The sequence below is a fragment of the Goodfellowiella coeruleoviolacea genome (genome assembly GCF_024171785.1).
GTDB classification, from domain to species: domain Bacteria; phylum Actinomycetota; class Actinomycetes; order Mycobacteriales; family Pseudonocardiaceae; genus Goodfellowiella; species Goodfellowiella coeruleoviolacea.
The window spans coordinates 18,456-39,439 of record NZ_JAMTCK010000027.1; the positions used below are offsets into that span (position 1 = coordinate 18,456).

Annotated in this window: 21 protein-coding genes and 1 pseudogene; 13 read left to right on the plus strand and 9 right to left on the minus strand. The window is 73.3% G+C overall.

What is annotated here, in order from left to right; translation table 11 throughout:
* Positions 1-45 precede the first annotated feature (45 nt).
* From LX83_RS36055 to LX83_RS36065, 4 genes are all read right to left on the minus strand, one after another.
* The gene (locus tag LX83_RS36055) at positions 46-573 is read right to left on the minus strand and encodes a GbsR/MarR family transcriptional regulator (RefSeq protein ID WP_253780239.1); all 528 of its coding nucleotides are present in this window, start codon (positions 571-573) and stop codon (positions 46-48) included.
* Between the two features lie 71 nt (positions 574-644).
* Positions 645-779, minus strand: coding sequence for a hypothetical protein (locus LX83_RS38225; RefSeq protein ID WP_301329500.1), 135 nt, complete (start codon positions 777-779; stop codon positions 645-647).
* Between the two features lie 193 nt (positions 780-972).
* Positions 973-1,464: a hypothetical protein gene (locus tag LX83_RS36060; protein WP_253780240.1), complete on the minus strand. Its 492-nt coding sequence runs from the start codon at positions 1,462-1,464 to the stop codon at positions 973-975.
* 44 nt (positions 1,465-1,508) lie between these two features.
* A complete protein-coding gene (locus tag LX83_RS36065; protein WP_253780241.1) occupies positions 1,509-3,062 on the minus strand; it encodes a helix-turn-helix domain-containing protein in 1,554 nt (517 codons plus the stop codon).
* A gap of 248 nt (positions 3,063-3,310) precedes the next feature.
* Here LX83_RS36065 and LX83_RS36070 point away from each other — a divergent pair, with 248 nt between their 5' ends.
* The 13 genes from LX83_RS36070 (at position 3,311) to LX83_RS36130 (ending at position 14,631) form a co-directional block, all read left to right on the plus strand.
* On the plus strand, positions 3,311-3,790 hold the full coding sequence (locus LX83_RS36070; RefSeq protein WP_253780242.1) for a hypothetical protein: 480 nt from the start codon (positions 3,311-3,313) through the stop codon (positions 3,788-3,790).
* A 108-nt stretch (positions 3,791-3,898) separates the two neighbouring features.
* The gene (locus LX83_RS36075; protein ID WP_253780243.1) at positions 3,899-4,339 is read left to right on the plus strand and encodes a Rieske (2Fe-2S) protein; all 441 of its coding nucleotides are present in this window, start codon (positions 3,899-3,901) and stop codon (positions 4,337-4,339) included.
* A 41-nt stretch (positions 4,340-4,380) separates the two neighbouring features.
* A complete protein-coding gene (locus tag LX83_RS36080; protein WP_253780246.1) occupies positions 4,381-4,764 on the plus strand; it encodes a hypothetical protein in 384 nt (127 codons plus the stop codon).
* Positions 4,765-4,773: 9 nt separating this feature from the next.
* Positions 4,774-6,939, plus strand: coding sequence for an excinuclease ABC subunit UvrC (uvrC, locus tag LX83_RS36085; RefSeq protein ID WP_253780249.1), 2,166 nt, complete (start codon positions 4,774-4,776; stop codon positions 6,937-6,939).
* 29 nt (positions 6,940-6,968) lie between these two features.
* Positions 6,969-7,826: an RNase adapter RapZ gene (gene rapZ / locus LX83_RS36090; RefSeq protein ID WP_253780325.1), complete on the plus strand. Its 858-nt coding sequence runs from the start codon at positions 6,969-6,971 to the stop codon at positions 7,824-7,826.
* A gap of 104 nt (positions 7,827-7,930) precedes the next feature.
* On the plus strand, positions 7,931-9,010 hold the full coding sequence (locus LX83_RS36095) for a gluconeogenesis factor YvcK family protein (RefSeq protein ID WP_253780327.1): 1,080 nt from the start codon (positions 7,931-7,933) through the stop codon (positions 9,008-9,010).
* Positions 9,001-9,987 carry a DNA-binding protein WhiA gene (gene whiA, locus LX83_RS36100; RefSeq protein WP_253780251.1) on the plus strand — a complete coding sequence of 329 codons (987 nt, stop codon included), beginning with the start codon at positions 9,001-9,003 and terminating at the stop codon, positions 9,985-9,987. Before LX83_RS36095 ends, whiA begins: the two co-directional genes overlap by 10 nt.
* A gap of 263 nt (positions 9,988-10,250) precedes the next feature.
* The gene (locus LX83_RS36105) at positions 10,251-10,733 is read left to right on the plus strand and encodes a hypothetical protein (protein WP_253780252.1); all 483 of its coding nucleotides are present in this window, start codon (positions 10,251-10,253) and stop codon (positions 10,731-10,733) included.
* A 141-nt stretch (positions 10,734-10,874) separates the two neighbouring features.
* Positions 10,875-11,882, plus strand: coding sequence for a type I glyceraldehyde-3-phosphate dehydrogenase (gene gap / locus LX83_RS36110; RefSeq protein ID WP_253780254.1), 1,008 nt, complete (start codon positions 10,875-10,877; stop codon positions 11,880-11,882).
* Between the two features lie 23 nt (positions 11,883-11,905).
* Complete coding sequence (locus LX83_RS36115) at positions 11,906-13,120, plus strand: phosphoglycerate kinase (protein WP_253780256.1); 1,215 nt, start codon at positions 11,906-11,908, stop codon at positions 13,118-13,120.
* Positions 13,120-13,908 (plus strand): triose-phosphate isomerase, encoded by a 789-nt coding sequence (tpiA, locus tag LX83_RS36120; protein WP_253780258.1) that lies wholly within the window; start codon positions 13,120-13,122, stop codon positions 13,906-13,908. The genes LX83_RS36115 and tpiA overlap by 1 nt, the downstream gene beginning before the upstream one ends.
* 77 nt (positions 13,909-13,985) lie before the next feature.
* Positions 13,986-14,219, plus strand: coding sequence for a preprotein translocase subunit SecG (secG, locus tag LX83_RS36125; protein WP_253780260.1), 234 nt, complete (start codon positions 13,986-13,988; stop codon positions 14,217-14,219).
* Positions 14,220-14,283: 64 nt separating this feature from the next.
* Positions 14,284-14,631 (plus strand): RNA polymerase-binding protein RbpA, encoded by a 348-nt coding sequence (locus LX83_RS36130; protein ID WP_253780262.1) that lies wholly within the window; start codon positions 14,284-14,286, stop codon positions 14,629-14,631.
* A gap of 152 nt (positions 14,632-14,783) precedes the next feature.
* Here the strand turns inward: LX83_RS36130 and LX83_RS36135 are convergent, their stop codons facing one another.
* The 5 genes and pseudogenes from LX83_RS36135 to LX83_RS36155 all read right to left on the minus strand — a co-directional run bounded on the left by LX83_RS36135 (position 14,784) and on the right by LX83_RS36155 (position 20,979).
* Positions 14,784-15,260 carry a MarR family winged helix-turn-helix transcriptional regulator gene (locus LX83_RS36135; protein ID WP_253780264.1) on the minus strand — a complete coding sequence of 159 codons (477 nt, stop codon included), beginning with the start codon at positions 15,258-15,260 and terminating at the stop codon, positions 14,784-14,786.
* A 458-nt stretch (positions 15,261-15,718) separates the two neighbouring features.
* Complete coding sequence (gene pgl, locus LX83_RS36140) at positions 15,719-16,468, minus strand: 6-phosphogluconolactonase (RefSeq protein WP_253780267.1); 750 nt, start codon at positions 16,466-16,468, stop codon at positions 15,719-15,721.
* A gap of 320 nt (positions 16,469-16,788) precedes the next feature.
* Positions 16,789-17,769: pseudogene (opcA, locus tag LX83_RS36145) on the minus strand (glucose-6-phosphate dehydrogenase assembly protein OpcA); the annotation flags it as partial.
* A complete protein-coding gene (gene zwf, locus LX83_RS36150; RefSeq protein ID WP_253780274.1) occupies positions 17,766-19,304 on the minus strand; it encodes a glucose-6-phosphate dehydrogenase in 1,539 nt (512 codons plus the stop codon). The gene zwf and the pseudogene opcA, both read right to left, overlap by 4 nt.
* A gap of 43 nt (positions 19,305-19,347) precedes the next feature.
* Positions 19,348-20,979, minus strand: coding sequence for a glucose-6-phosphate isomerase (locus tag LX83_RS36155; protein ID WP_253780278.1), 1,632 nt, complete (start codon positions 20,977-20,979; stop codon positions 19,348-19,350).
* Between the last annotated feature and the right edge of the window lie 5 nt (positions 20,980-20,984).

Genomic DNA, 20,984 nt, shown 5'->3' on the forward strand with positions numbered 1-20,984 from the left:
GCTGCTTTCTGCGAGGTCACCTCGCGGGTGGGCCGGGGCCCGCGTTCACTCCTCGGCGCGGGCCCCGGCTGCCTGCTGTGCCTGTTCGACCGAGTCGACAAGCAGGGCGATCGACTTCTGGGCGGAGCGGATGCGCCTGGTGCGCGCCTCGGTCAGGCCGCGAAGGCGCAGCGCCTCCTCGGCCACGTCGTGGAACGCGGCGAACGCGGCCAGGCGCTGTCGGACGACCTTCTCCCAGGCGTCGTCCTCCATCCGGTAGTAGGCGGTGCGCTCGCCCGACCTGGTGTGCCTGCGCACCAGCCGCATGGCGGTGAGCAGCCGCAGGTTGGCGGTGAGCGAGGCCCGGCTGGCGCCGATCGCGTCGGCGATGTCACCGGCGGACTGCTCGGGCGGGTCGCAGATCATCAGCCAGCCGAGGATGCGTCCGGTGATCGGCGCCAGCCCCCACGCCTCGTTGCAGAACGTCGCCACCCGCTCGACCCAGCGCAGTGCCTCGTCGCGCTCCAGGTTCCCGGCGTTGTCGCGGCCGGGGTCGCGGGTGTGGTCGGCGGCGTCGTGCCGGTCGGCGGGCATGCGGGTGCTCCTTCGCGATCAGGGACGGTGCCGTGCCCACCCGGTCGGGCCGGGCGAGTGGCGGCTGGCGGTCACTGATCCTCGCCGACGGGCAGGTCGTCGGTGGGAGCGGGCGTCGGCCGGACCAGGTGCAGGTCACCGGCCCGGCGGACGCCCCCGCTGGGGAACATCACCTGCTCGACCCGAACGGCCGACTGCGAGGACACCACAAGTCACAACCTTCCGAAGTTGCTAGGAATTTCAGGCTAAACTAAAATTCGTGGCAACAGCAAGGGCCGGTGATCGTCGAGAGCGTCGAGTCCCGGCTCAGCCGCCCCGGTCCAGCGCGGACCAGCCGGGTCAGCTCAGCTCACTCCAGGTCAGGTCAGGTCAGTCCAGGCGAGGTCAGGACAGGCGAGGTCAGTCGCGGGCGGCGCCGGCGGGCCAGACGACCCGCACCGGCAGCCCGGCCGCCCTGGCGCGCGCCACCACGTCGCCGGTGCCCCCGGCACCGCCGGCCGGCTGGCCGTCCCACACCGCGACCAGGTGGTCGACCCGGTCGAGGACGCGCTGGTTGGCGGCCACGTAGGCGCGCCGGCCGGACCGCGCGAACGGCAGCACCGTCACTGCCGAGGCGGCGGCGCGCAGCGCGTCGAAGTCGGCCACGTGCTCGGGGGCCAGCCGGTCCCGGTAGTCCAACGCCGGCAGCACCACCTCCAGTCGCCCGCCCAGTTCCAGCAGCACCCTGGCGAACACCTGGTCGGCGCCGGGCGCCAGGCAGCTCACCCCGGTCAGCGCGCCGGACGCCGCACCGAGTTCGCGCAGTGCCGCCCCCAGTTCGGCGGCCACCACCGGCAGGCACGCCGGGGCCAGGTTGGAGTGCCCGGTGACGCCCACGGTGCTCGTTGTCACCCGGGAACCCTCGTGGAGCAAGCCGACCACCGCGACTCCCTTGCCTAGGCCGTCCGCACCGTGCGGATGGCGTCCCTGGTCTCCCGCACCGCGGGCAGCTGCCGGTGCCGCGCCGACTCCCTGGCGAAGTCCTGGAGCTTGCGCAGCACCCGGCCGGAGCGCAGTTTCACGGCGGTCGGCAGCACGCTCTTGATCAGCGCGCACGCCTCCTCCGGATCACCGGCCACCACCCTGGTCCTGGCCAGCCCGATCACGTCGAACGCGCGGTTGCGCAGCCGGGACGGGTCGCGCAGCGCCAGGGCCCGGCGGATGTGCTGCTCGGCCAGTGGTGCCTGGCGCGGGTCGTGGGCGGCCAGGTCGCGCAGGCGAGCGCCGATCACGCCCTCCAGCTCGGCCTCGTCGAAGTTGTGCAGCCAGTGCGGCTCGGCGCTGGCGTTGCGGTTGGTGAAGCACTCCTGGGCCATGCCGATCGCGCGGTGGAACTCCCGGACCTGGCCCATCTGCGCGTACGCCCACGCCTCCCTGGTCAGCAGCACCGCGCGCAGCGTCGGCGTCGCCGTGCGCCTGGTCCCGTACTGGCCCAGCTGCACCAGGTCCAGGCCGTCCTCGGGGCGGCCCAGGTCGAACATCTGGCGCGCCATGGCCGCCAGGCACATGGCGGCGAACGGGTCGTTGCGGCCGGCCTTGGCCATCCGCACGGCCAGCACGTAGTAGCGCTGGGCCGCGTCGTGCAGGCCGGCGTCCCAGGACATGCTCGCCGCCACCTTGGCCAGCTCCGCCCCGATGAAGAACGCGCGCTCGGTGGTGGGGCCGGCCGGCGCCCGCTGCAGTCGCTCGGCCAGTTCGTCGAGCTGCCCGAGCACGGCCTTGCGGGCCAGCCCGGCACCACCCCGGCCGCCCCAGCCGCGCAGCCCCTCGCTGACGCGCTGGAGCGCGGCGAGTTCGTCCTCGGAGACGGCCGCCCCGGAGGACCAGCGGGACATGGACGGGACCGGGTTGAGCCACCGCTGCAGCGGTTCCACCAGGGCGGAGCCCACTGTGACCGCGGCCGCCCCGGTGAGCGCGGCCCTTCTGCTGATTGCCAAGTCGCTCCTTGTCGTCTCCTCAACCGACCGAGCGATGCTCGGCGCGTCCCAGGCCGCGCTGAACACGTCGGGCGCCGGGTCTCGGTCGGCATCGGCTCTGCCCGTGGCACCGGTCCGGTCGAACCACAGCCGGTCGGCGGGCACGCGCAGCACCTCGGCGAAGTGCTTGAGCTTGTCCATCCGGTCGATCGGGTTCTCACCGGTCTCGTAGCGGCTCAGCTGCGCCTGGCTGATGCCCAGCCAGGTCGCCAGCCGGTCCTGGGTGATCCGGTTGACGTGGTGCGGGTGGTGCCGGTAGGCCGCCAGCAGCGCGCCCATGTCCCGGTCGGCGAACGCGCCGGCCAGCACCGAGTGGCTCCAGAACGACTCGGGCACCTCGGGTGGGCCGAAGACCTGTGGGCGCGCGTTGCGGCGGCAGCGGTTGCACAACCGGTCCGAGTTGTCGGAAGCGATCAGGGCCCCGCACGGGCAGGCGCGCCGGATGCTGGACCCCCGTAATCCGAACGATTCCATGGCCTCGCCCCCGTCACTGAGCGTGCTGGCAGTGTAATCACTGGTTACCGGCTGTCCATGCAGCTCACGTATAAAAACGCGGACCTGGGCGCACCGAAATACGCCGATCGCATGAGGTTCACTCGTTCGAGGAGTGGTATCCGGCCCGGGCCAGCCGGACGCTGTGCGGCAGCGCCACTCGGGACGATCCGCACACCGAGCCTGCCCGCCGCTGGCGGACCGCCGGACCGGAAGGACGTGGAGTCCGAATGACCATCACATCGATCAGCGAGCGTGACGTGCGACCCGAGCCGGGCCCCCGGCGAGCCCTGGGCGAGGCCCTGGCCGGCTACCGGGTGCTCGGCTGGCAGGTGAGCGCCTCCGAACAGGGGGTGTTCCTCCCCCTCGGCCCGGCCACCACCGGGCTGGTCATGCCGGCCCGCACCGGCTCCCGCGTGCTCGCCGACCTCAAGGCGCGGATGCTGGCCGGGCCGGTGATCGCCATCCCCGGCCCCCGGGAGCAGTGGATCTTCCTGGCCGAGCTGGTCGCCCTGCTGCCCGCCCACCTGCGCGCGCCCGCCCAGGTGCAGTTCGTCCGCTCCCCGCAGCGCGTGGTGCTGCCGCCGACCGCCACCCGCTACGGGCCGGTGCGCTGGGCCAACCCGCCGTCACCCAGCCGGCACTGGTTCCCGCCGTTCACCGCGGTGCTGGCGCTGGCCAGGAGCGCGGCCAACGCCGACCAGGACTGACGCCGCACGCCCCCGCCGGACGGCCCGAGCGGGTGCCCCGCCCCGGATACTCCCAGCTCACCTGGTGCATGTGAGGATGGCGTCCACTCGCAGACCAGGGAGGCCAGAGTGGACGACACCACGACCGGGCCGGCGCGCCGGTCCGTGCTGTGCGGGCTGGCGGTGGGGCTGCTCGCGCCCGGCGTGCTGGCCGCGTGCGGCACGAGCCCGGCCACGAACACCGGGACCACGAGCACCGGCACGGGCAAGCCGGGCGACCAGGTCGCCGCGCTCGCCGACGTGCCGGTGGGCGGTGGGCTGCTGGTCAACATGGCCGGCAACGGCCGGCTGCTGGTGGTCCGCCCGACCGACAACGAGGTCAGGGCCTACAACCCGACCTGCCCGCACCTGGGCAGCACGGTGAGCCCGCCGGCCGGCGGCGTGATCACCTGCCCGACCCACGGCAGCCAGTTCGACCCGGCCACCGGCGCGGTCCGCAAGGGCCCGGCGACCACCGGCCTGACCGAGGTCAAGGTGCGCGTCGACGGCGATCGGGTGCTGCTGGTCTGAGCCGGAACCGGCGCCGATCGCCGTCGTTCTAGCCAGCGGGAATGCCGTCGGCGCCCCAGCGCACCCAGTTCGTCAACCCGGAACTGGGCCACGTGGGCGTGCAGTTCCTGGTGCTCGGCCTGAGCGCGGTGCTGGTCGGGTTGAGCACCGACGGCTCGATCGGCCTGCTGGCCGGCCGGATCGGCGGCCTGTTGCGGCGCAGCCGCCGGTTCGCCCGCTGGCTGAACCTGTTCGCCGGCACCGTGTTCGCCGCCCTGGCCGCACGCCTGGTCGCGGCACCCGAACAGGACGGTGCATCCCCCGCCCGCCCGCCCGGCTGGTGCCGGGCGACGGTGGCATTGCGGCTCTCGCCGCCCGGCGATGGTGGGATTCGCGGATCGCCAGGCTGGCGCCGGGCAATCCGCGGTGTCGGTGGGGAAACGTAGGCTTGCGGGGTGGCCGACCCGTCAACCTATCGACCCGCACCAGGGACCATCCCCGACGCACCCGGTGTGTACAAGTTCCGGGACGCCGGCGGCAGGGTGATCTACGTCGGCAAGGCGAAAAGCCTGCGCAGCCGGCTGTCGTCGTACTTCGCCGACCTCGCCACCCTGCACCCGCGCACCCGGCAGATGGTGACCACCGCCGCCGGGGTCGAGTGGACCGTGGTCGGCACCGAGGTCGAGGCGCTGCAGCTGGAGTACTCCTGGATCAAGGAGTTCGACCCCAGGTTCAACGTCCGCTACCGGGACGACAAGTCCTACCCGGTGCTCGCGGTCACGCTCAACGAGGAGGTGCCGCGGATCTCGGTCACCCGGGGCGCGCGGCGCAAGGGGGTGCGCTACTTCGGCCCCTACTCGCACGCCTGGGCCATCCGCGAGACCGTGGACCTGCTGCTGCGCGTGTTCCCGGCGCGCACCTGCAAGGACAGCGAGTTCAAGCAGTGCGCCCAGCGGGGCCGGCCCTGCCTGCTCGGCGACATCGGCAAGTGCTCGGCGCCCTGCGTCGGCCGGGTCTCGCCCGGCGAGCACCGGGAGATCGTGAACTCGTTCTGCGAGTTCATGGCCGGCCGCACCGACGTCATGGTGCGCCGGCTGGAGCGGGAGATGACCGAGGCGGCCGAGCAACTGGAGTTCGAGCGGGCCGCCCGGCTGCGCGACGACCTGACCGCGCTGCGCCGGGCCATGGAGAAGCAGGCCGTGGTGTTCGGCGACGGCACCGACGCCGACGTGGTGGCCTTCGCCCAGGACGAGCTGGAGGCCGCCGTCCAGGTCTTCCACGTGCGCGGCGGCCGGGTGCGCGGCCAGCGCGGCTGGGTGGTCGAGAAGGTCGAGGACATGGACGTGCCCGGCCTGGTCGACCAGTTCATCACCCAGTTCTACGGCGAGCAGGTCGAGTCGTCCGAGGCGGGCTCGCCCGGCACGCCGGACGCGGTCGGGGCCGAGCCGGCCGGTCCGGTGCCGCGCGAGGTGCTGGTCCCGGAGCTGCCCACCGACGTCGAGGCGCTCACCGACTGGCTGTCCGGCCTGCGTGGCGCCCGGGTGCACATCCGCGTGCCGCAGCGCGGCGACAAGCGGGCCCTGATGGAGACGGTCGCCCGCAACGCGGCCGAGGCGTTCGTGCAGCACAAGCTGCGCCGGGCCGGCGACCTGACCGCGCGCTCGGCCGCGCTGGAGGAACTGCAGCAGGCACTGGACCTGGACACCGCGCCACTGCGCATCGAGTGCGTCGACGTCAGCCACGTGCAGGGCACCGACGTGGTGGCCTCCCTGGTGGTCTTCGAGGACGGCCTGCCGCGCAAGTCCGAGTACCGCAAGTTCGCCGTGCGCGAGGGCGCGCAGCGCGGTGACGTCGGCTCCATCGCCGAGGTGGTGCGCCGTCGCTTCGCCCGCTACCGCGCCGAGACCGGCCTGGCCGCGACCACCCCGACCGACCCCGCGTCGACCGACGTCATGCCCGGCGACCAGGTGTCACCAGGTGACCCCGCGCCGGTCGACACAGCACCAGTCGACACAGCACCGGTCGACACAGCACCGACCGGAGAGGCGGTCGGCGGCACCCCGCCCGGCATCGACCCGGAGACCGGGCGGCCCCGCAAGTTCGCCTACCGGCCCAACCTGCTGGTGGTCGACGGCGGCGCGCCGCAGGCCGCGGCGGCTGCCGAGGTGCTCGCCGACCTCGGGGTGACCGACATCGCGGTGATCGGCCTGGCCAAGCGGATGGAGGAGGTGTGGGTGCCGGGCGAGCCCGATCCGGTGATCCTGCCCCGCAACAGCGAGGCCATGTACCTGATGCAGCGGGTGCGTGACGAGTCGCACAACTTCGCCATCCGCTACCACCGGCAGAAGCGGTCCAAGCGGATGGTCGCCTCCGAACTGGACGCCGTGCCCGGCCTCGGCCAGGCCCGGAAAACCGCGCTGCTCAAGCACTTCGGCTCGGTGCGGCGGCTGCGCGAGGCCAGTGTGGCGGAGATCGCGGCGGTGCCCGGGTTCGGGCAGCGGACCGCGGAGACCGTGCACGCGGCCCTGGCCGGAGGGCAGCCCGGTGCGGCCCCGGGCGAGCCCGCTGGAAACAATGGTGGGCACGGGGTCGAGCAGTTGACTAAGGGGGAACAGACGTGACGAGACAAGCCGGGGCGAGCACCACCGGCATCGAGGTGGCCGTGGTCACCGGCCTGTCCGGGGCCGGCCGCAGCACCGCCGCCAAGTGCCTGGAGGATCTCGGCTGGTTCGTGGTGGACAACCTGCCGCCCGAGCTGATCGCCACCATGGTGGAACTCGGCGCGCAGGCCAGGGGCGCGATCACCAGGGTCGCCGTGGTGATGGACGTGCGCAGCCGGGCGTTCACCGACGACCTGGCCTCCATCATCAAGGACCTGGACGCGCGCGGCTACAAGCCGAGGGTGCTCTTCCTGGAGGCCACCGACGAGGTGCTGATCCGGCGCTTCGAGCAGGTCCGGCGCTCCCACCCGATGCAGGGCGACGGCCGGCTGGCCGACGGCATCAAGGCCGAGCGGCACCTGCTCACGCCGCTGCGCGAGGAGGCCGACCTGGTGCTGGACAGCTCGGCGCTGTCCGTGCACCAGTTGCGCGCCAAGATCGAGGACGCGTTCGGCACCGAGTCGGCCACCCGCACCAGGGTCACCGTGCTGTCCTTCGGCTACAAGTACGGCCTGCCCATGGACGCGGACCTGGTGATGGACGTGCGGTTCCTGCCCAACCCGTTCTGGATACCCGAGCTGCGGGAACAGACCGGGCTGGACGCGGAGGTGCGCAACTACGTGCTCAGCCAGGAGGGCGCCGAGGAGTTCCTGGACCGCTACCACGACCTGCTGCGGCTGATCGGCGCCGGCTACCACCGCGAGGGCAAGCGCTACCTCACCCTCGCCGTCGGCTGCACCGGCGGCAAGCACCGCAGCGTGGCCATCTCCGAGGACCTGGCGGCCCGGCTGGCCAACGAGGACGGCATGGCGGTCAAGGTCGTGCACCGGGACCTGGGGCGGGAGTGACGGACACAGCACCGACAGGCACCACCGCACCGGCCGCGTCGCCGACACCGGCCGGCGCGGGCCTGGGCGAGAGGGCGAACGGGAGCACCGAGGCGGACGCGCCGCTGCGCGCGGTCGCGCTCGGCGGCGGGCACGGGCTGCAGGCCACGCTCACCGCGCTGCGGCGGATCACCACCGCGGTGACCGCCGTGGTGACCGTGGCCGACGACGGCGGCTCCTCCGGGCGGCTGCGCCGCGAACTGGGCCTGCTGCCACCGGGCGACCTGCGCAAGGCACTGGAGGCGCTGGCCGCCGCCGACGACGAGGGCCAGCTGTGGCGGCGGGTGTTCCAACGCCGCTTCGGCGGCAACGGGGCACTGGCCGGGCACGCCGTGGGCAACCTGCTGCTGGCCGGGCTGCTGGAGGAGCTGGGCGACCCGGTCGCCGCGCTGGACCAGGCCCGCCAGCTGCTCGGCGTGCGCGGCCGGGTGCTGCCCATGTGCACCGACCCGCTGGACATCGAGGCCGACGTGGTCGGCCTGGACGAGGACGCCTCGGCGGTGCGCCGCATCCGCGGCCAGGTCGCCGTGGCCACCACACCCGGGCTGGTGCGCCGCATCCGGCTGCACACCGCCGGTCGACCCGGCCAGCTGCCCAGGGCCTGCCCGCAGGCGGTGGCCGCGGTGCGGGAGGCCGACGTGGTGCTGCTCGGTCCGGGCTCGTGGTTCACCAGCGTGCTGCCGCACCTGCTGGTGCCCGAACTGCACGAGGCGCTGGTGGACACCTCGGCCCGCAAGGTCGTCGTGCTCAACCTCGTGCCGCAGCCGGGGGAGACCGCCGGGTTCTCCCCGGAACGGCACCTGGACGTGCTGTGCGAGCACGCGCCCCGGCTGCGGGTGGACGCGGTCATCGCCGACACCGACTCGGTGCCCACGCCCGACCGGCTGCGCCGGGCGGCGGCGGAACTCGGCGCCCAGGCCCACCTGGCCAGGATCGCCACCCGGCAGGCGCCGGACCGGCATGACCCGGAAGCGTTGGCTGTCAGCCTTCTGGCCGCGCTCGGCAGGCGAACCAGCGCCCCGAGCAGCACACTGATCGGCGCCAAGGTCAAGACCGCCGAGCGCGACACCGCCGTCGCCCCCGGTGAGCGCCAGGGCCGAGGCAGTACCGATTCCGAACGGAGAGGGGAGGACCCGTGGCGATGACCGCGGCGGTCAAGGACGAGTTGAGCCGCTTGGCGGTGTCCAAGACCTGTTGTCGCCGGGCCGAGGTCTCCTCCTTGCTGCGGTTCGCCGGTGGTCTGCACATCGTGGCCGGACGGGTGGTCGTGGAGGCCGAGCTGGACATGGGCTCGGCGGCCAGGCGACTGCGCAAGGAGATCCACGAGCTGTTCGGCCACCACTCGGAGGTACACATGATCACCTCCGGCGGGCTGCGCAAGGGCACCCGCTACGTGGTCAGGGTGGCCAAGGACGGCGAGGGGCTGGCCAGACAGACCGGCCTGCTCGACCTGCGCGGCCGCCCGGTGCGCGGCCTGCCCGCGGCCGTGGTCTCCGGCGGCACCTGCGACGCCGAGGCGGCCTGGCGGGGCGCGTTCCTGGCGCACGGCTCGCTCACCGAGCCGGGGCGCTCCTCCGCGCTGGAGGTCACCTGCCCCGGGCCGGAGGCGGCGCTCGCGCTGGTCGGTGCGGCCCGGCGGCTGAGCATCCAGGCCAAGTCCCGGGAGGTGCGCGGCGCCGACCGGGTGGTGGTGCGCGACGGTGACGCCATCGGCGCCATGCTCACCAGGCTCGGCGCCCACGACAGCGTGCTGGCCTGGGAGGAGCGGCGGATGCGCCGCGAGGTGCGGGCCACCGCCAACCGGCTGGCCAACTTCGACGACGCCAACCTGCGCCGCTCGGCCAGGGCCGCGGTGGCCGCCGCCGCCCGGGTGGAGCGGGCCCTGGACATCCTCGGCTCGGAGGCGCCCCGGCACCTGGTCGCGGCCGGGCAGCTGCGGCTGGCCCACCGCCAGGCGTCCCTGGAGGAACTGGGCCAGCTGTCCGACCCGCAGATGACCAAGGACGCGGTGGCCGGCCGCATCCGCCGGCTGCTCGCCATGGCGGACAAGCGGGCCAGGGAACTCGGCCTGCCCGACACCGAGTCCGCGGTCACCCCGGAGATGCTGGAAGCCGAGGTCTGAGCGCCCGAGCGGCGGCTCGCCCCGGCCGGGCCCGCGCGTCGGTCCGGACCAGCCCAGTCCAGCCCGTCCCCGGCGGCTGGGTCCAGTGCGGTCATCCGCGCCGCGGATAGCGGTGATGCGGGTCCCCGCATGCGGTTGACCCGGCCGCCGCGTGGTGTCCGGTCCCGGCCGCCCCCACCCTGGCCTGGCCACGGGCCGCTGTCCGGGACAGCCCTGCCCGGCGGCAGCACGCGACGCCGCGAGCGGCCAGGGAGGACGAGGCCATGCCGGAGCAGCCGGGGCACGGGGGAGACCACGCGGACCGGGGCGGGACGGGCGGGGCCGCCGCGCCCGCCGACCTCGCCGCCCGGGCCGGCGAGTACGGGCAGCGGCTGGGCTGGCCGACCCGGCTGGCCGGCACCGAGCTGCACCTGCTGCTCGGTCGCGGGCTGGTCGGCGTGGCCCTGGCCAACCCCGGGGTGGCCGAGGAGATCCTCGGCGTGCTCACCCGCCGCGGCCTGGACGGCCCGGTGGTGGTGCTCCCCGGATCCCCGGCCCGGTGGGTGTTCCTGGCCGGGGCGGACCCGGCGGTCGACCACACCGCCGCGCTGGTGCCACCCGGCGTCGACCTGGTGCGCGACCAGGTGGCCCTGCCGCCCAGCCGGACCCCGCACGGCCGGGTCGCCTGGGCGCGTCCGCCCAGCCCGCACCGGGCGCTGCCCAGCGCGTTGGTGGTGCTGGCGGCGGCCCGGCTGACCATCGGCTGAAGCGCGGATCGCTGACTCGATAAAGAAAATCGCCCGCCCCTCTGACCAGGGACGGACCGTGAGCGCTAGGGTTGCGACCGATAGGAGAAACAACTCTTGCATGCCCCGGTAACACCGGGTGGAGCCACGAGGAGACGCATCGTGACAGTTCGCGTAGGTGTCAACGGCTTCGGTCGCATCGGTCGCAACTTCTGGCGTGCGGTGCAGGCCAGCGACCACGACATCGAGATCGTGGCCTTCAACGACCTGGGCGACGTGGCGACCATGGCGCACCTGCTCAAGTACGACAGCGTGCTGGGCAAGCTGGCCGAGGACGTCCGGGCGACCGACGAGGGCATCGAGGTCAACGGCAAGACCATCAAGGCGCTGGCCGAGCGCGACCCGGGCAAGCTGCCGTGGAAGGACCTCGGCGTCGACGTGGTGGTCGAGTCGACCGGCTTCTTCACCAAGGCCGACGACGCCCGCCGGCACGTGGACGAGGGTGGCGCCAAGAAGGTCATCATCTCCGCGCCGGCCAAGGGCGAGGACCTGACCGTCGTGCTCGGGGCCAACGAGAACAAGTACGACGGCTCGCAGACGGTCATCTCCAACGCGTCCTGCACCACCAACTGCCTGGCCCCGCTGGCCAAGGTGCTGCACGACAGCTTCACCGTCGAGCGCGGCCTGATGACCACCATCCACGCCTACACCCAGGACCAGAACCTGCAGGACGGTCCGCACAAGGACCTGCGCAGGGCCAGGGCCGCCGCGCTGAACATCGTGCCGACCAGCACGGGCGCGGCCAAGGCGATCGGCCTGGTGCTGCCCGAGCTGAACGGCAAGCTGGACGGGTACGCGCTGCGCGTGCCGGTGCCCACCGGCTCGGCCACCGACCTCACCGTCACCGTGGCGCGGGAGACCACGGTGGACGAGGTCAACGCCGCCTTCCGGGCCGCGGCTGACGGGCCGCTCAAGGGCATCCTCCGCTACAACGAGGACCCGATCGTGTCCACCGACATCGTCACCGACCCGGCGTCCTGCATCTACGACGCGCCGCTGACCAAGGTGATCGGCAACCAGGTCAAGGTGGTCGGCTGGTACGACAACGAGTGGGGCTACTCCAACCGCCTGGCCGACCTGGTCGCCCTGGTCGGCTCGAAGCTGGCCTGAACCGGCGGGGAGCTGGATCAGACGTGAAGACACTCGACGACCTGCTCGCCGAGGGTGTCTCGGGTCGGCGCGTGCTGGTGCGCGCCGACCTGAACGTCCCCCTGGACGGCGACAGGATCACCGACGACGGCCGGGTCCGGGCCTCGCTGCCGACGCTGCGGGCGCTGACCCAGGCCGGCGCCCGGGTCGTGGTGGCCGCGCACCTGGGCCGCCCCAAGGGCGCACCCGACCCGAAGTACTCGCTGGCCCCGGTCGCCGCGCGGCTGGGTGAGCTGCTGGACGGCCCGGTCACCCTCGCCTCGGACGTGGTGGGCGACGGCGCCCGCGCCGCGGTGGACGCGCTGGCCGACGGCGGCGTGGTGCTGCTGGAGAACGTGCGCTTCGACGCCCGCGAGACCAGCAAGGACGCGGCCGAGCGCGGCGCGCTGGCCGACGAGCTGGCCGCGCTGGTCGGCGGTGCGGCATCCGGCGCGTTCGTCTCCGACGGCTTCGGTGTGGTGCACCGCAAGCAGGCCTCGGTCTACGACGTGGCCCAGCGGCTGCCGCACTACGCGGGCGGGCTGGTGCTGGCCGAGGTCGAGGTGCTGCGCAAGCTCACCGGTGAGCCGGAGCGGCCCTACGTGGTGGTGCTCGGCGGGGCCAAGGTCTCGGACAAGCTGGGCGTGATCGCCAACCTGCTGACCAAGGTCGACCGGCTGATCATCGGCGGCGGCATGGCCTACACCTTCCTCAAGGCCAAGGGCTACGAGGTGGGCCGGTCGCTGCTGCAGGAGGACCAGCTGGAGCAGGTCGCCGGTTTCCTCGCCGAGGCGGACAAGCGCGGCGTGGAGCTGGTGCTGCCGGTGGACGTGCTGGCCGCCACCACCTTCGCCGCCGACGCCGAGCACGAGGCGGTCGCGGTGGACGCCATCCCGGCCGACCGGGAGGGGCTGGACATCGGCCCGCGCACCCGGGAGCTGTTCGCGGCCAAGCTCGCGGACGCGGCCACGGTGTTCTGGAACGGCCCGATGGGCGTGTTCGAGTTCGCGGCGTTCGCCGGCGGCACCAGGGCGGTGGCCGAGGCGATCGTGGCCTCGTCGGCGTACAGCGTGGTCGGCGGCGGTGACTCGGCCGCGGCCGTGCGCCAGCTGGGCCTGCCCGAGGACGGCTTCTCGCACATCTCCACCGGTGGCGGGGCGTCCCTGGAGTTCCTGGAGGGCAAGGAACTCCCGGGCGTGGCCGTGTTGGAGGAGGACTGATGGCCACGCGCCAGCCGCTGATCGCCGGCAACTGGAAGATGAACCTCAACCACCTTGAGGCCATCGCGCTGGTCCAGAAGATCGCCTTCGCGCTGCCGGAGAAGTACTTCGCCAAGGTCGAGGTGGCGGTGCTGCCGCCGTTCACCGACATCCGCAGCGTGCAGACGCTGGTGGACGGGGACAAGCTGCTGCTCCGCTACGGCGCGCAGGACCTGTCCCCGCACGACTCGGGCGCGCACACCGGTGACGTGTCCGGTCCGATGCTGGCCAAGCTCGGCTGCACGTACGTGACCGTGGGCCACTCCGAGCGCCGCGAGCACCACGGCGAGGACGACGACCTGGTCAACCGCAAGGTCCGGGCCGCGCTCAAGCACGGCATCACCCCGATCCTGTGCGTGGGTGAGCAGCTGGAGGTGCGCGAGCAGGGCGGACACGTCGAGCACTGCAACAGCCAGCTGATCGCCGGCCTCAAGGGCCTCAAGGCCGAGCAGGTGCGCGACGTGGTGATCGCCTACGAGCCGGTGTGGGCGATCGGCACCGGCCGGGTGGCCACCCCGGCCGACGCCCAGGAGGTCTGCGCCGCGCTGCGGGCCAGGCTGGCCGAGAAGTACGGCGACGAGATCGCCGGCGGCGTGCGCATCCTCTACGGCGGCTCGGTGAAGTCCGGCAACATCGGCGATCTGGTCAAGCAGGATGATGTTGACGGGGCGCTCGTCGGCGGTGCCAGCCTGGACGGCGAGGAGTTCGCCAAGCTCTGCGCGCTCGCTGCGGGCGGCCCCCTGCCCTAAGCAGATCCACCTGGCGGTCCACTCTCGGCACCGGAACCGGTACCCTGTGACGTCGACCGCCCGACAGCGAGGAAGAAATGAAGCTGTTTCTACAGATACTGGTGATCGTCTCCAGTGTGCTGCTGGCGCTGCTCGTGTTGTTGCACCGTGGCCGAGGAGGCGGGTTGTCCTCGCTGTTCGGTGGCGGCATGCAGTCCAGCCTGGCCGGGTCCAGCGTCGTCGAGAAGAACTTGGATCGGATGACCCTGTTCGTCGGCGTGGTCTGGCTGATCTCCATCGTGGGGATCGGCCTGCTGGTCAAGGTTGGATAGGCACCGGCCGAGAGTGAGTCGATCGAACACTAGGGGCAACCACGTGGTGGGGGTGTAAGGGTCGATGTCAGGTGGCAACGCGATTCGCGGAACCCGCGTCGGCGCAGGCCCGATGGGAGAGTCGGAGCGCGGCGAGTCCGCGCCCCGGCGCCGGGTTTCGTACTGGTGCGCCAACGGGCACGAGTCACGCCCGTCGTTCGCACTGGATGCGGAAGAACCAGAGCACTGGGACTGCCCGCGCTGCGGGTTCCCGGCCGGGCGGAACGAGCAGAGTCCGCCGGCTCCACCGCGCAACGAGCCCTACAAGACGCACCTGGCGTACGTGAAGGAGCGCCGGTCCGACGCCGATGGCGAGGCCATCCTGCAGGAGGCGTTGGCCAAGCTCCGCAAGCAGCGCGAGGGCGACTTCTAGGGATTCTGGAACGAACCCAGAACCGGGGCGGTCCGGTCGGGCACTTCTCGGTGCTCCGCCGGGCCGCCCCGGTGTCTTCTCCGGGTGCCGCTCGACGGTGTGTTGCTCGTGCGCGTCGCTGCCGCGCTGCGGGGCGCGCGCGGGTCGCCGCCTCACGTGCGCAGGGCCAGCAGCAGCGGCCCGAGGTCCGCGTCGTGCTCGATCCGGTCGAAGGTGCTGGCCAGGGTGGCCTCGTAGATCTCGGCCGCGGCCTGGAAGACCTGCCGGCCCAGCGGGGTGACCCCGGTGTACACGCCGCGCCGGTCGGTCTCGCAGAGCCGGCGCGCGGCCAGGCCGGCCTGTTCCAGTCGGGCGACCAGGCGGCTCACCGAACTCTGGTTCAGCCCCACGATGTCGGTCAGGTCCTGCATGCGCAGGTCACCGGTGGGTGCCTCGACCAGTGCCCGGATCGCGGTGAACTCGGAGAGCCCGAAGCTGAACCGCCGCTGCAGTGTCCGTTCCAGTGCTGACTCGACCCTGGTGGTGAGCGCCCGCAGTCGGTCCCACAGCACCCGGTCGGCCGACGGCTCCCGCCGCTCGGCGTCGGCGCTGGTACCGCCGCTCCCGCCCTCGCTCGCCTCGGCGCCCATCGCGCACCTCGCATTCCAAGAGGGCACGACCGGACAGGAATCACGTCGGCGCGGTCGGAATCACGTCAGTGCGCCAGCGACCCGGCTGGCGCGGGAGGTGGCTCGCGACCGCCGCAGCTGGCGGTCGGGCCGGTACCGGGAGGAGTGGAGACGTTCCGTCACCGGATGACGTGATTCAGTGTCGCGGTGTGCACGAAACATGGTAGCTGTCCACCAGGTCACGATTGGGTGAAAAGCCTGCCCTGCCGCGGCAACCGCGCGAACACCCGGCCGGCAACCGGACGAGCACCGGGCCCACCAGTGGATGGGCCCGCTACGGGGAACTCCACGCCGCACGCGGTCGCCCGTGTTCGAGGTAGCGGGTCGTGCCCGACGTGACGCCGTGCTGGCCGCCGGACGACAAGGGCCGGCCGGCACCGGTGGTTCCAGTGCTGGCCGGCCCGTGCCGGTTGACTCGCCTAGCCCAGCTTGGCCGCGGCCGAGGTGTCCAGCAGCCACAGGGTGCGCTGCTGGCCGCGGGCGCCGGCCGCGGGCAGGGTGACCTCGTCGGCCCCGCCCAGCGCGGTGGCCACCGCGTCGGCCTTGGCCTGGCCGGTGGTCATCAGCCAGACCTGCCTGGCCGCGCGGATGGTGGGCAGGGTCAGGCTGACCCTGGTCGGCGGCGGCTTGGGGCAGTCGCGCACGGCCACCACGGTGCGGTTGGTCTCGTGCACGGCGGGTGAGTCGGGGAACACCGACGCGGTGTGCCCCTCCTCGCCGACCCCGAGCAGGCACACGTCGAACGCGGGCACGTCCGCCCCGGCCGGCGCCCGCTGCGCGAGCAGCCGGGCGTAGGCGGCGGCCGCCGCGTCCGGGTCGTCACCGAACTCGCCGTCCGAGGGGGCCATCACGTGGACCCGCTCGGCCGGGACGCCGATGTGGTCCAGCAGGGCCTCCCTGGCCTGGGTCTCGTTGCGGTCCGGGTGCCCGGCGGGCAGGAACCGCTCGTCCCCCCAGTACAGGTCGACCCGGGACCAGTCGACCGCGTCCCTGGCCGGCGCGTCGCGCACCTGCTCCAGCACGGCCACGCCGGTGCGACCCCCGGTCAGCACCAGCGAGGCGCCGCCCTGGGCGCGCTGCACGTCGGACAGGGTGGTGATCAGGCGGGCGGCGGTGGCCGCGGCCAGCAGGTCGCCGTCCGCGTACACCACCACCTCGGGGTCGGTCATGACTCGCTCGCCTTGCTGGCCTTGCCGCTCCGGCTGGCCCTGGTGCTGGTCGTGGCCTTGGCCGCACCGGTCTTGGCCGCCGCGGTCTTGGCGGACGCCGCGCGCTTGGCCGGCTTCGGGGTGCGCTTGCCGGCCGTGCCCGCCACCTTCGCGCGCACCGAGGTGCGCCGGGCCGTGGTCTTGGCCGCGGCGCTGGCTGGCGCGGACGCCGACTGCTCGGCACCGGCCACGGTGTCGGCCTCGGTGCCCGGCTTGCCCTCCGCGCCCGCGTCGGCCGCCGTGGCGGCCCGGCCCCGGCCCGCGGTCCGGCGGGTGGTGGTCTTGCGGCCACCGGCCGCCGCCTTGACACCGGCCCGGGCGGTCGCGGTCCGGCCGGCGCCCCGGGCGGCGGTCACCTTGCCCAGTGCCTTGAGGCTGGTCTCGTAGACCTCGTCCGGGTCGAGCCGGCGCAGCTCCTCGATCAGGCAGTCCTCGGTGCTGCGGCGCTGCAGCGCCACCCGCCGGTCCGGCTGGCCCGGCTGGGTGAGGGTGCCGGTGCGGCCGTCCGGCCGGACCAGCTCCACATTGCCGGAGCGGCGCTCCAGCACCACCGAGACGATGCCCTCACCCGAGGTGGCCTTGGCCCGCTTGACCGGGATGCGCAGGTAGGCGGCCAGCCAGGCGGCCAGCAGGCTGGTGGACGGGGAGTCGGACTCCCCGGTGACCACCGCGCCGGTCACCTTCTCGTAGGGCGGCAGGTCCAGTGCCGTGGCCAGCAGCGCCCGCCAGGTGGTCAGCCTGGCCCACGCCAGGTCGGTGTCACCGTCGGTGTAGCTCTTGCGCCGCTGCTCCAGGGCGCGGATCGGGTTGCGCTCGGCCGCCGCGTCGGTGATCCGGCGGTGGGCCAGCTGCCCGATCGGGTCCGTGGCCGGCACCGCCGGCGCCTCGTCCGGCCACCACGCCACCACCGGCGCGTCCGGCAGCAGCAGCGGGATGACGCAGCTGGCGCCCTGGTCGGCCAGTGGGCCGTACAGCCGCAGCACGACGACCTCGCTGGCACCGGCGTCGCCGCCGACCCGGATCTGCGCGTCCAGCCGCGCCGCGGCCTTGCGCGCGCCCCTGGCCACCGCGATGACCCGGCAGGGGTGCTCCCGGCTGGCGGAGTTGGCCGCCTCCACCGCCGCGTCCACCTTGGACCCGTCGTCGGTGACGATCACCAGGGTGAGCACCCGGCCCAGGGCCACCGCCCCGCCCTGCTCGCGCAGTTCGACGAGCCTGGTGTTGACCTGGGACGTGGTTGTCGAGGGCAGGTCGATGATCACGGGCGCCTCCAGTGCCTGCCGGTGCGGGCCATCATCGCGTCGGCGGAGGGCGGCCCCCAGGTGCCGGCCCGGTACTCCTCCGGCCGCTTGCCGCTGTTCTCCCAGTGCTGCAGCACCGGGTCCAGGATCTTCCAGGACAGCTCCACCTCGTCGTTCACCGGGAACAGCGAGGGCTCGCCCAGCAGCACGTCCAGCAGCAGCCGCTCGTAGGCCTCGGGCGAGGACTCGGTGAACGCGTGGCCGTAGCCGAAGTCCATGGTCACGTCCCGGACCTCCATGGTGGTGCCGGGGACCTTGGAACCGAACCGCATGGTCACGCCCTCGTCCGGCTGCACCCGGATGACCAGGGCGTTCTGCCCCAGTTCCTCGGTGGCGGTTGAGTCGAAGGGCAGGTGCGGGGCGCGCTTGAACACCACCGCGATCTCGGTGACCCGCCGGCCCAGCCGCTTGCCGGTGCGCAGGTAGAACGGCACCCCGGCCCAGCGGCGGGTGTTCACCTCCAGGGTGATCGCGGCGAAGGTCTCGGTGGTGGAGTCCTTGGCGAACCCGCCCTCCTCCACCAGGCCGGGCACCTTCTGGCCGCCCTGCCAGCCGCCGATGTACTGGCCGCGCGCGGTGGTCTCGTCGAACGGCGCCGCCGGCTTGGTGGCCGACAGCACCTTGATCTTCTCCGCCCGCAGGTCGTCCGGGCGGAAGGAGACCGGCTCCTCCATCGCGGTCAGCGCCAGCAGCTGGATCAGGTGGTTCTGGATCACGTCCCGCGCCGCGCCGATGCCGTCGTAGTAGCCGGCGCGACCACCCAGGCCGATGTCCTCGGCCATGGTGATCTGCACGTGGTCGACGAAGTTGGCGTTCCAGATCGGCTCGAACAGCTGGTTGGCGAAGCGCAGCGCCAGGATGTTCTGCACCGTCTCCTTGCCGAGGTAGTGGTCGATGCGGAACACCGACTCCTCGGGGAAGACCTCGTTGACGATCCGGTTGAGTTCCTTGGCGCTCTTCAGGTCGTGCCCGAACGGCTTCTCGATCACCACCCGCCGCCACTGGTCCGAACTCTGCGCGGACAGCCCGGAGCGGGCCAGCTGCTTGCAGACCGTGGGGAAGGCGCCCGGCGGGATGGACAGGTAGAACGCGTGGTTGCCGCCGGTGCCCCGAACCCGGTCCAGGTCGGTGATGGTGGATGTCAGGTTCTCGAAGGCGACCGGGTCGTCGAAGGTGCCCGACACGAACCGGATGCCCTCGGCCAGCCGGTCCCAGACCTCCTGGCGGAACGGGGTCCGCGCGTGCTCGCGGACCGCGTCGTAGACGACCTGCATGAAGTCCTGGTCGGCCCAGTCCCGCCGGGCGAACCCGGTGAGGGCGAAGCCCGGCGGCAGCAGACCCCGGTTGGCCAGGTCGTAGATGGCCGGCATGAGCTTCTTGCGGGACAGGTCACCGGTCACGCCGAAGATCACCAGACCGCACGGGCCGGCGATCCTGGGCAGCCGCTTGTCCCGCTCGTCGCGCAGCGGGTTGCGCCACGTCCTGGGGGCGGTCACACATCCTCCCGGGTTCGGTCGTCGTAGCTGGGTGCGGCGGCCGTCACGAGGAACCCTCCCGGGCGACCCGCTGGCTCGCCTCCACCACGTGCACCAGGCCGGCGGCCCGGTCGGTGAGGTGCAGCCGCAGCACCGGGCGACCGCGCTCGATGAGCACCTGGCCGTCGCCCAGCGCCTGCGCCAGCTGCAGCGTGCCCAGGTCGTAGGGCCGGCCCGGCACCTCGACGGTGACCTCGGAGTCCCCGGTGAGCTGCAGGAACACCCCGTTCTGGTGGCCGCCCTTGTGGTACTGGCCGGTGGAGTGCAGGAACCGGGGGCCCCAGCCGAACGTGGTCTGCAGGCCGGCGCGGCGCGCCAGCTCCGGCCGCAGCACCGCGGCCGAGGCGTCGTCCAGCCGGTCCAGGTAGGCCTGGACGGCCAGGTAGCCGTACTCCGGCGCGGCCGCGACCAGCGCGCGCAGCGCGTCGGCCACGGTGGCCGTGCCCTCGGGCAGCCAGTCGCCGCCCGCGTACACCTGGACCGGGCCGTCGGTGAACGCCGGGGCCTGCGCGGCGCCGGCGCCCGGCGCGTCCAGCAGGGACCGGGCCGCCTTCTTGGCCGCCTCCACGTCGGGCTGGTCGAACGGGTTGATGCCGAGCACCCGGCCGACCATGGCGGTGGCGTACTCCCACAGCAGGAACAGCCCGCCCAGCCGGCCCGAGGTGGCCAGCGCGGCCGCCTCGGTGGTCGGGCCCACGGCCACGGTGGTGGCGTCCGGGCCGGCGTCGGCGAAGCCGGGGGCGTCCGGGCCCTCGACCGCGACCGGCAGCAGGCCGGTGCCGTCCTTGCCGGTGGACTCCGCGATCAGCTGCTCCACCCAGTCGGGGAAGCCCTTCACCCCGGAGCCGGTGTCGGCGAACACCACCTTCTCCGCGCCCCTGGCGTGCGCCGCGCCCAGCGCGGCGGCCAGCACCAGCGCGGGGTTGTCCGCGCTGTCGTCGGACAGCGCGGTGGCGGCCTGGGCCGCGTCGTCGAGCAGCGCGGCCACGTCGGCGCCGGCCAGACCGGCCGGCACCAGGCCGAACGCGGTCAGCGCCGAGTAGCGGCCACCCACGTGCGGGTCGGCAAGGAACACCTTGCGGTAACCGGCCCGGGTGGCGCTCTCCGCCAGGGGCGAGCCCGGGTCGGTCACCACCACGAGGCGGCTGGCCGCGTCGATGCCCGCATCGGTGAACGCCTTCTCGAAGATCCGGCGGTGGCTGTCGGTCTCCACGGTGGAGCCGGACTTGGACGAGACCACCAGCAGGGTCCGGCTCAGGTCACCGGCCAGCGCGTCGGCCACCTGGCCGGGGTCGGTGGTGTCCAGCACCACCAGCGGGACCCCGGCGGTGGCCGTGATCACCTCGGGCGCCAGCGACGACCCGCCCATGCCGGCCAGCACGATCCGGTCGATGCCCTCGGCCCGCAGATCGGCGCGCAGCGCGTCGATCTCGGCCAGCAGCGGCCGGGAGGTCTCGTGCAGGGTGGTCCAGCTCAGCCGGATGGCCGACTCGGACTCGGCGGCAGGACCCCACAGCGTGGGGTCCTGCGCCGTCAACTTGCTCGCCACCCGCGCGTTGACCAGTTCGGTCACCAGCGCGGTGGCCTCGTCGTCGTTCGGGGAACTGACGACCTCTACGGAGATGACGTCGGACATCGGCG

Excerpts from the sequence above, each read along its gene's own strand:
- LX83_RS36080 (WP_253780246.1), top strand. The coding sequence starts at position 4,381 with ATGCCGTCGGCGCCCCAGCGCACCCAGTTCGTCAACCCGGAACTGGGC.
- LX83_RS36055 (WP_253780239.1), bottom strand. The coding sequence starts at position 573 with ATGCCCGCCGACCGGCACGACGCCGCCGACCACACCCGCGACCCCGGC.
- LX83_RS36105 (WP_253780252.1), top strand. The coding sequence starts at position 10,251 with ATGCCGGAGCAGCCGGGGCACGGGGGAGACCACGCGGACCGGGGCGGG.
- LX83_RS36135 (WP_253780264.1), bottom strand. The coding sequence starts at position 15,260 with ATGGGCGCCGAGGCGAGCGAGGGCGGGAGCGGCGGTACCAGCGCCGAC.
- LX83_RS36065 (WP_253780241.1), bottom strand. The coding sequence starts at position 3,062 with ATGGAATCGTTCGGATTACGGGGGTCCAGCATCCGGCGCGCCTGCCCG.
- LX83_RS36130 (WP_253780262.1), top strand. The coding sequence starts at position 14,284 with ATGTCAGGTGGCAACGCGATTCGCGGAACCCGCGTCGGCGCAGGCCCG.
- pgl (WP_253780267.1), bottom strand. The coding sequence starts at position 16,468 with ATGACCGACCCCGAGGTGGTGGTGTACGCGGACGGCGACCTGCTGGCC.
- tpiA (WP_253780258.1), top strand. The coding sequence starts at position 13,120 with ATGGCCACGCGCCAGCCGCTGATCGCCGGCAACTGGAAGATGAACCTC.
- secG (WP_253780260.1), top strand. The coding sequence starts at position 13,986 with ATGAAGCTGTTTCTACAGATACTGGTGATCGTCTCCAGTGTGCTGCTG.
- LX83_RS36155 (WP_253780278.1), bottom strand. The coding sequence starts at position 20,979 with ATGTCCGACGTCATCTCCGTAGAGGTCGTCAGTTCCCCGAACGACGAC.
- LX83_RS36070 (WP_253780242.1), top strand. The coding sequence starts at position 3,311 with ATGACCATCACATCGATCAGCGAGCGTGACGTGCGACCCGAGCCGGGC.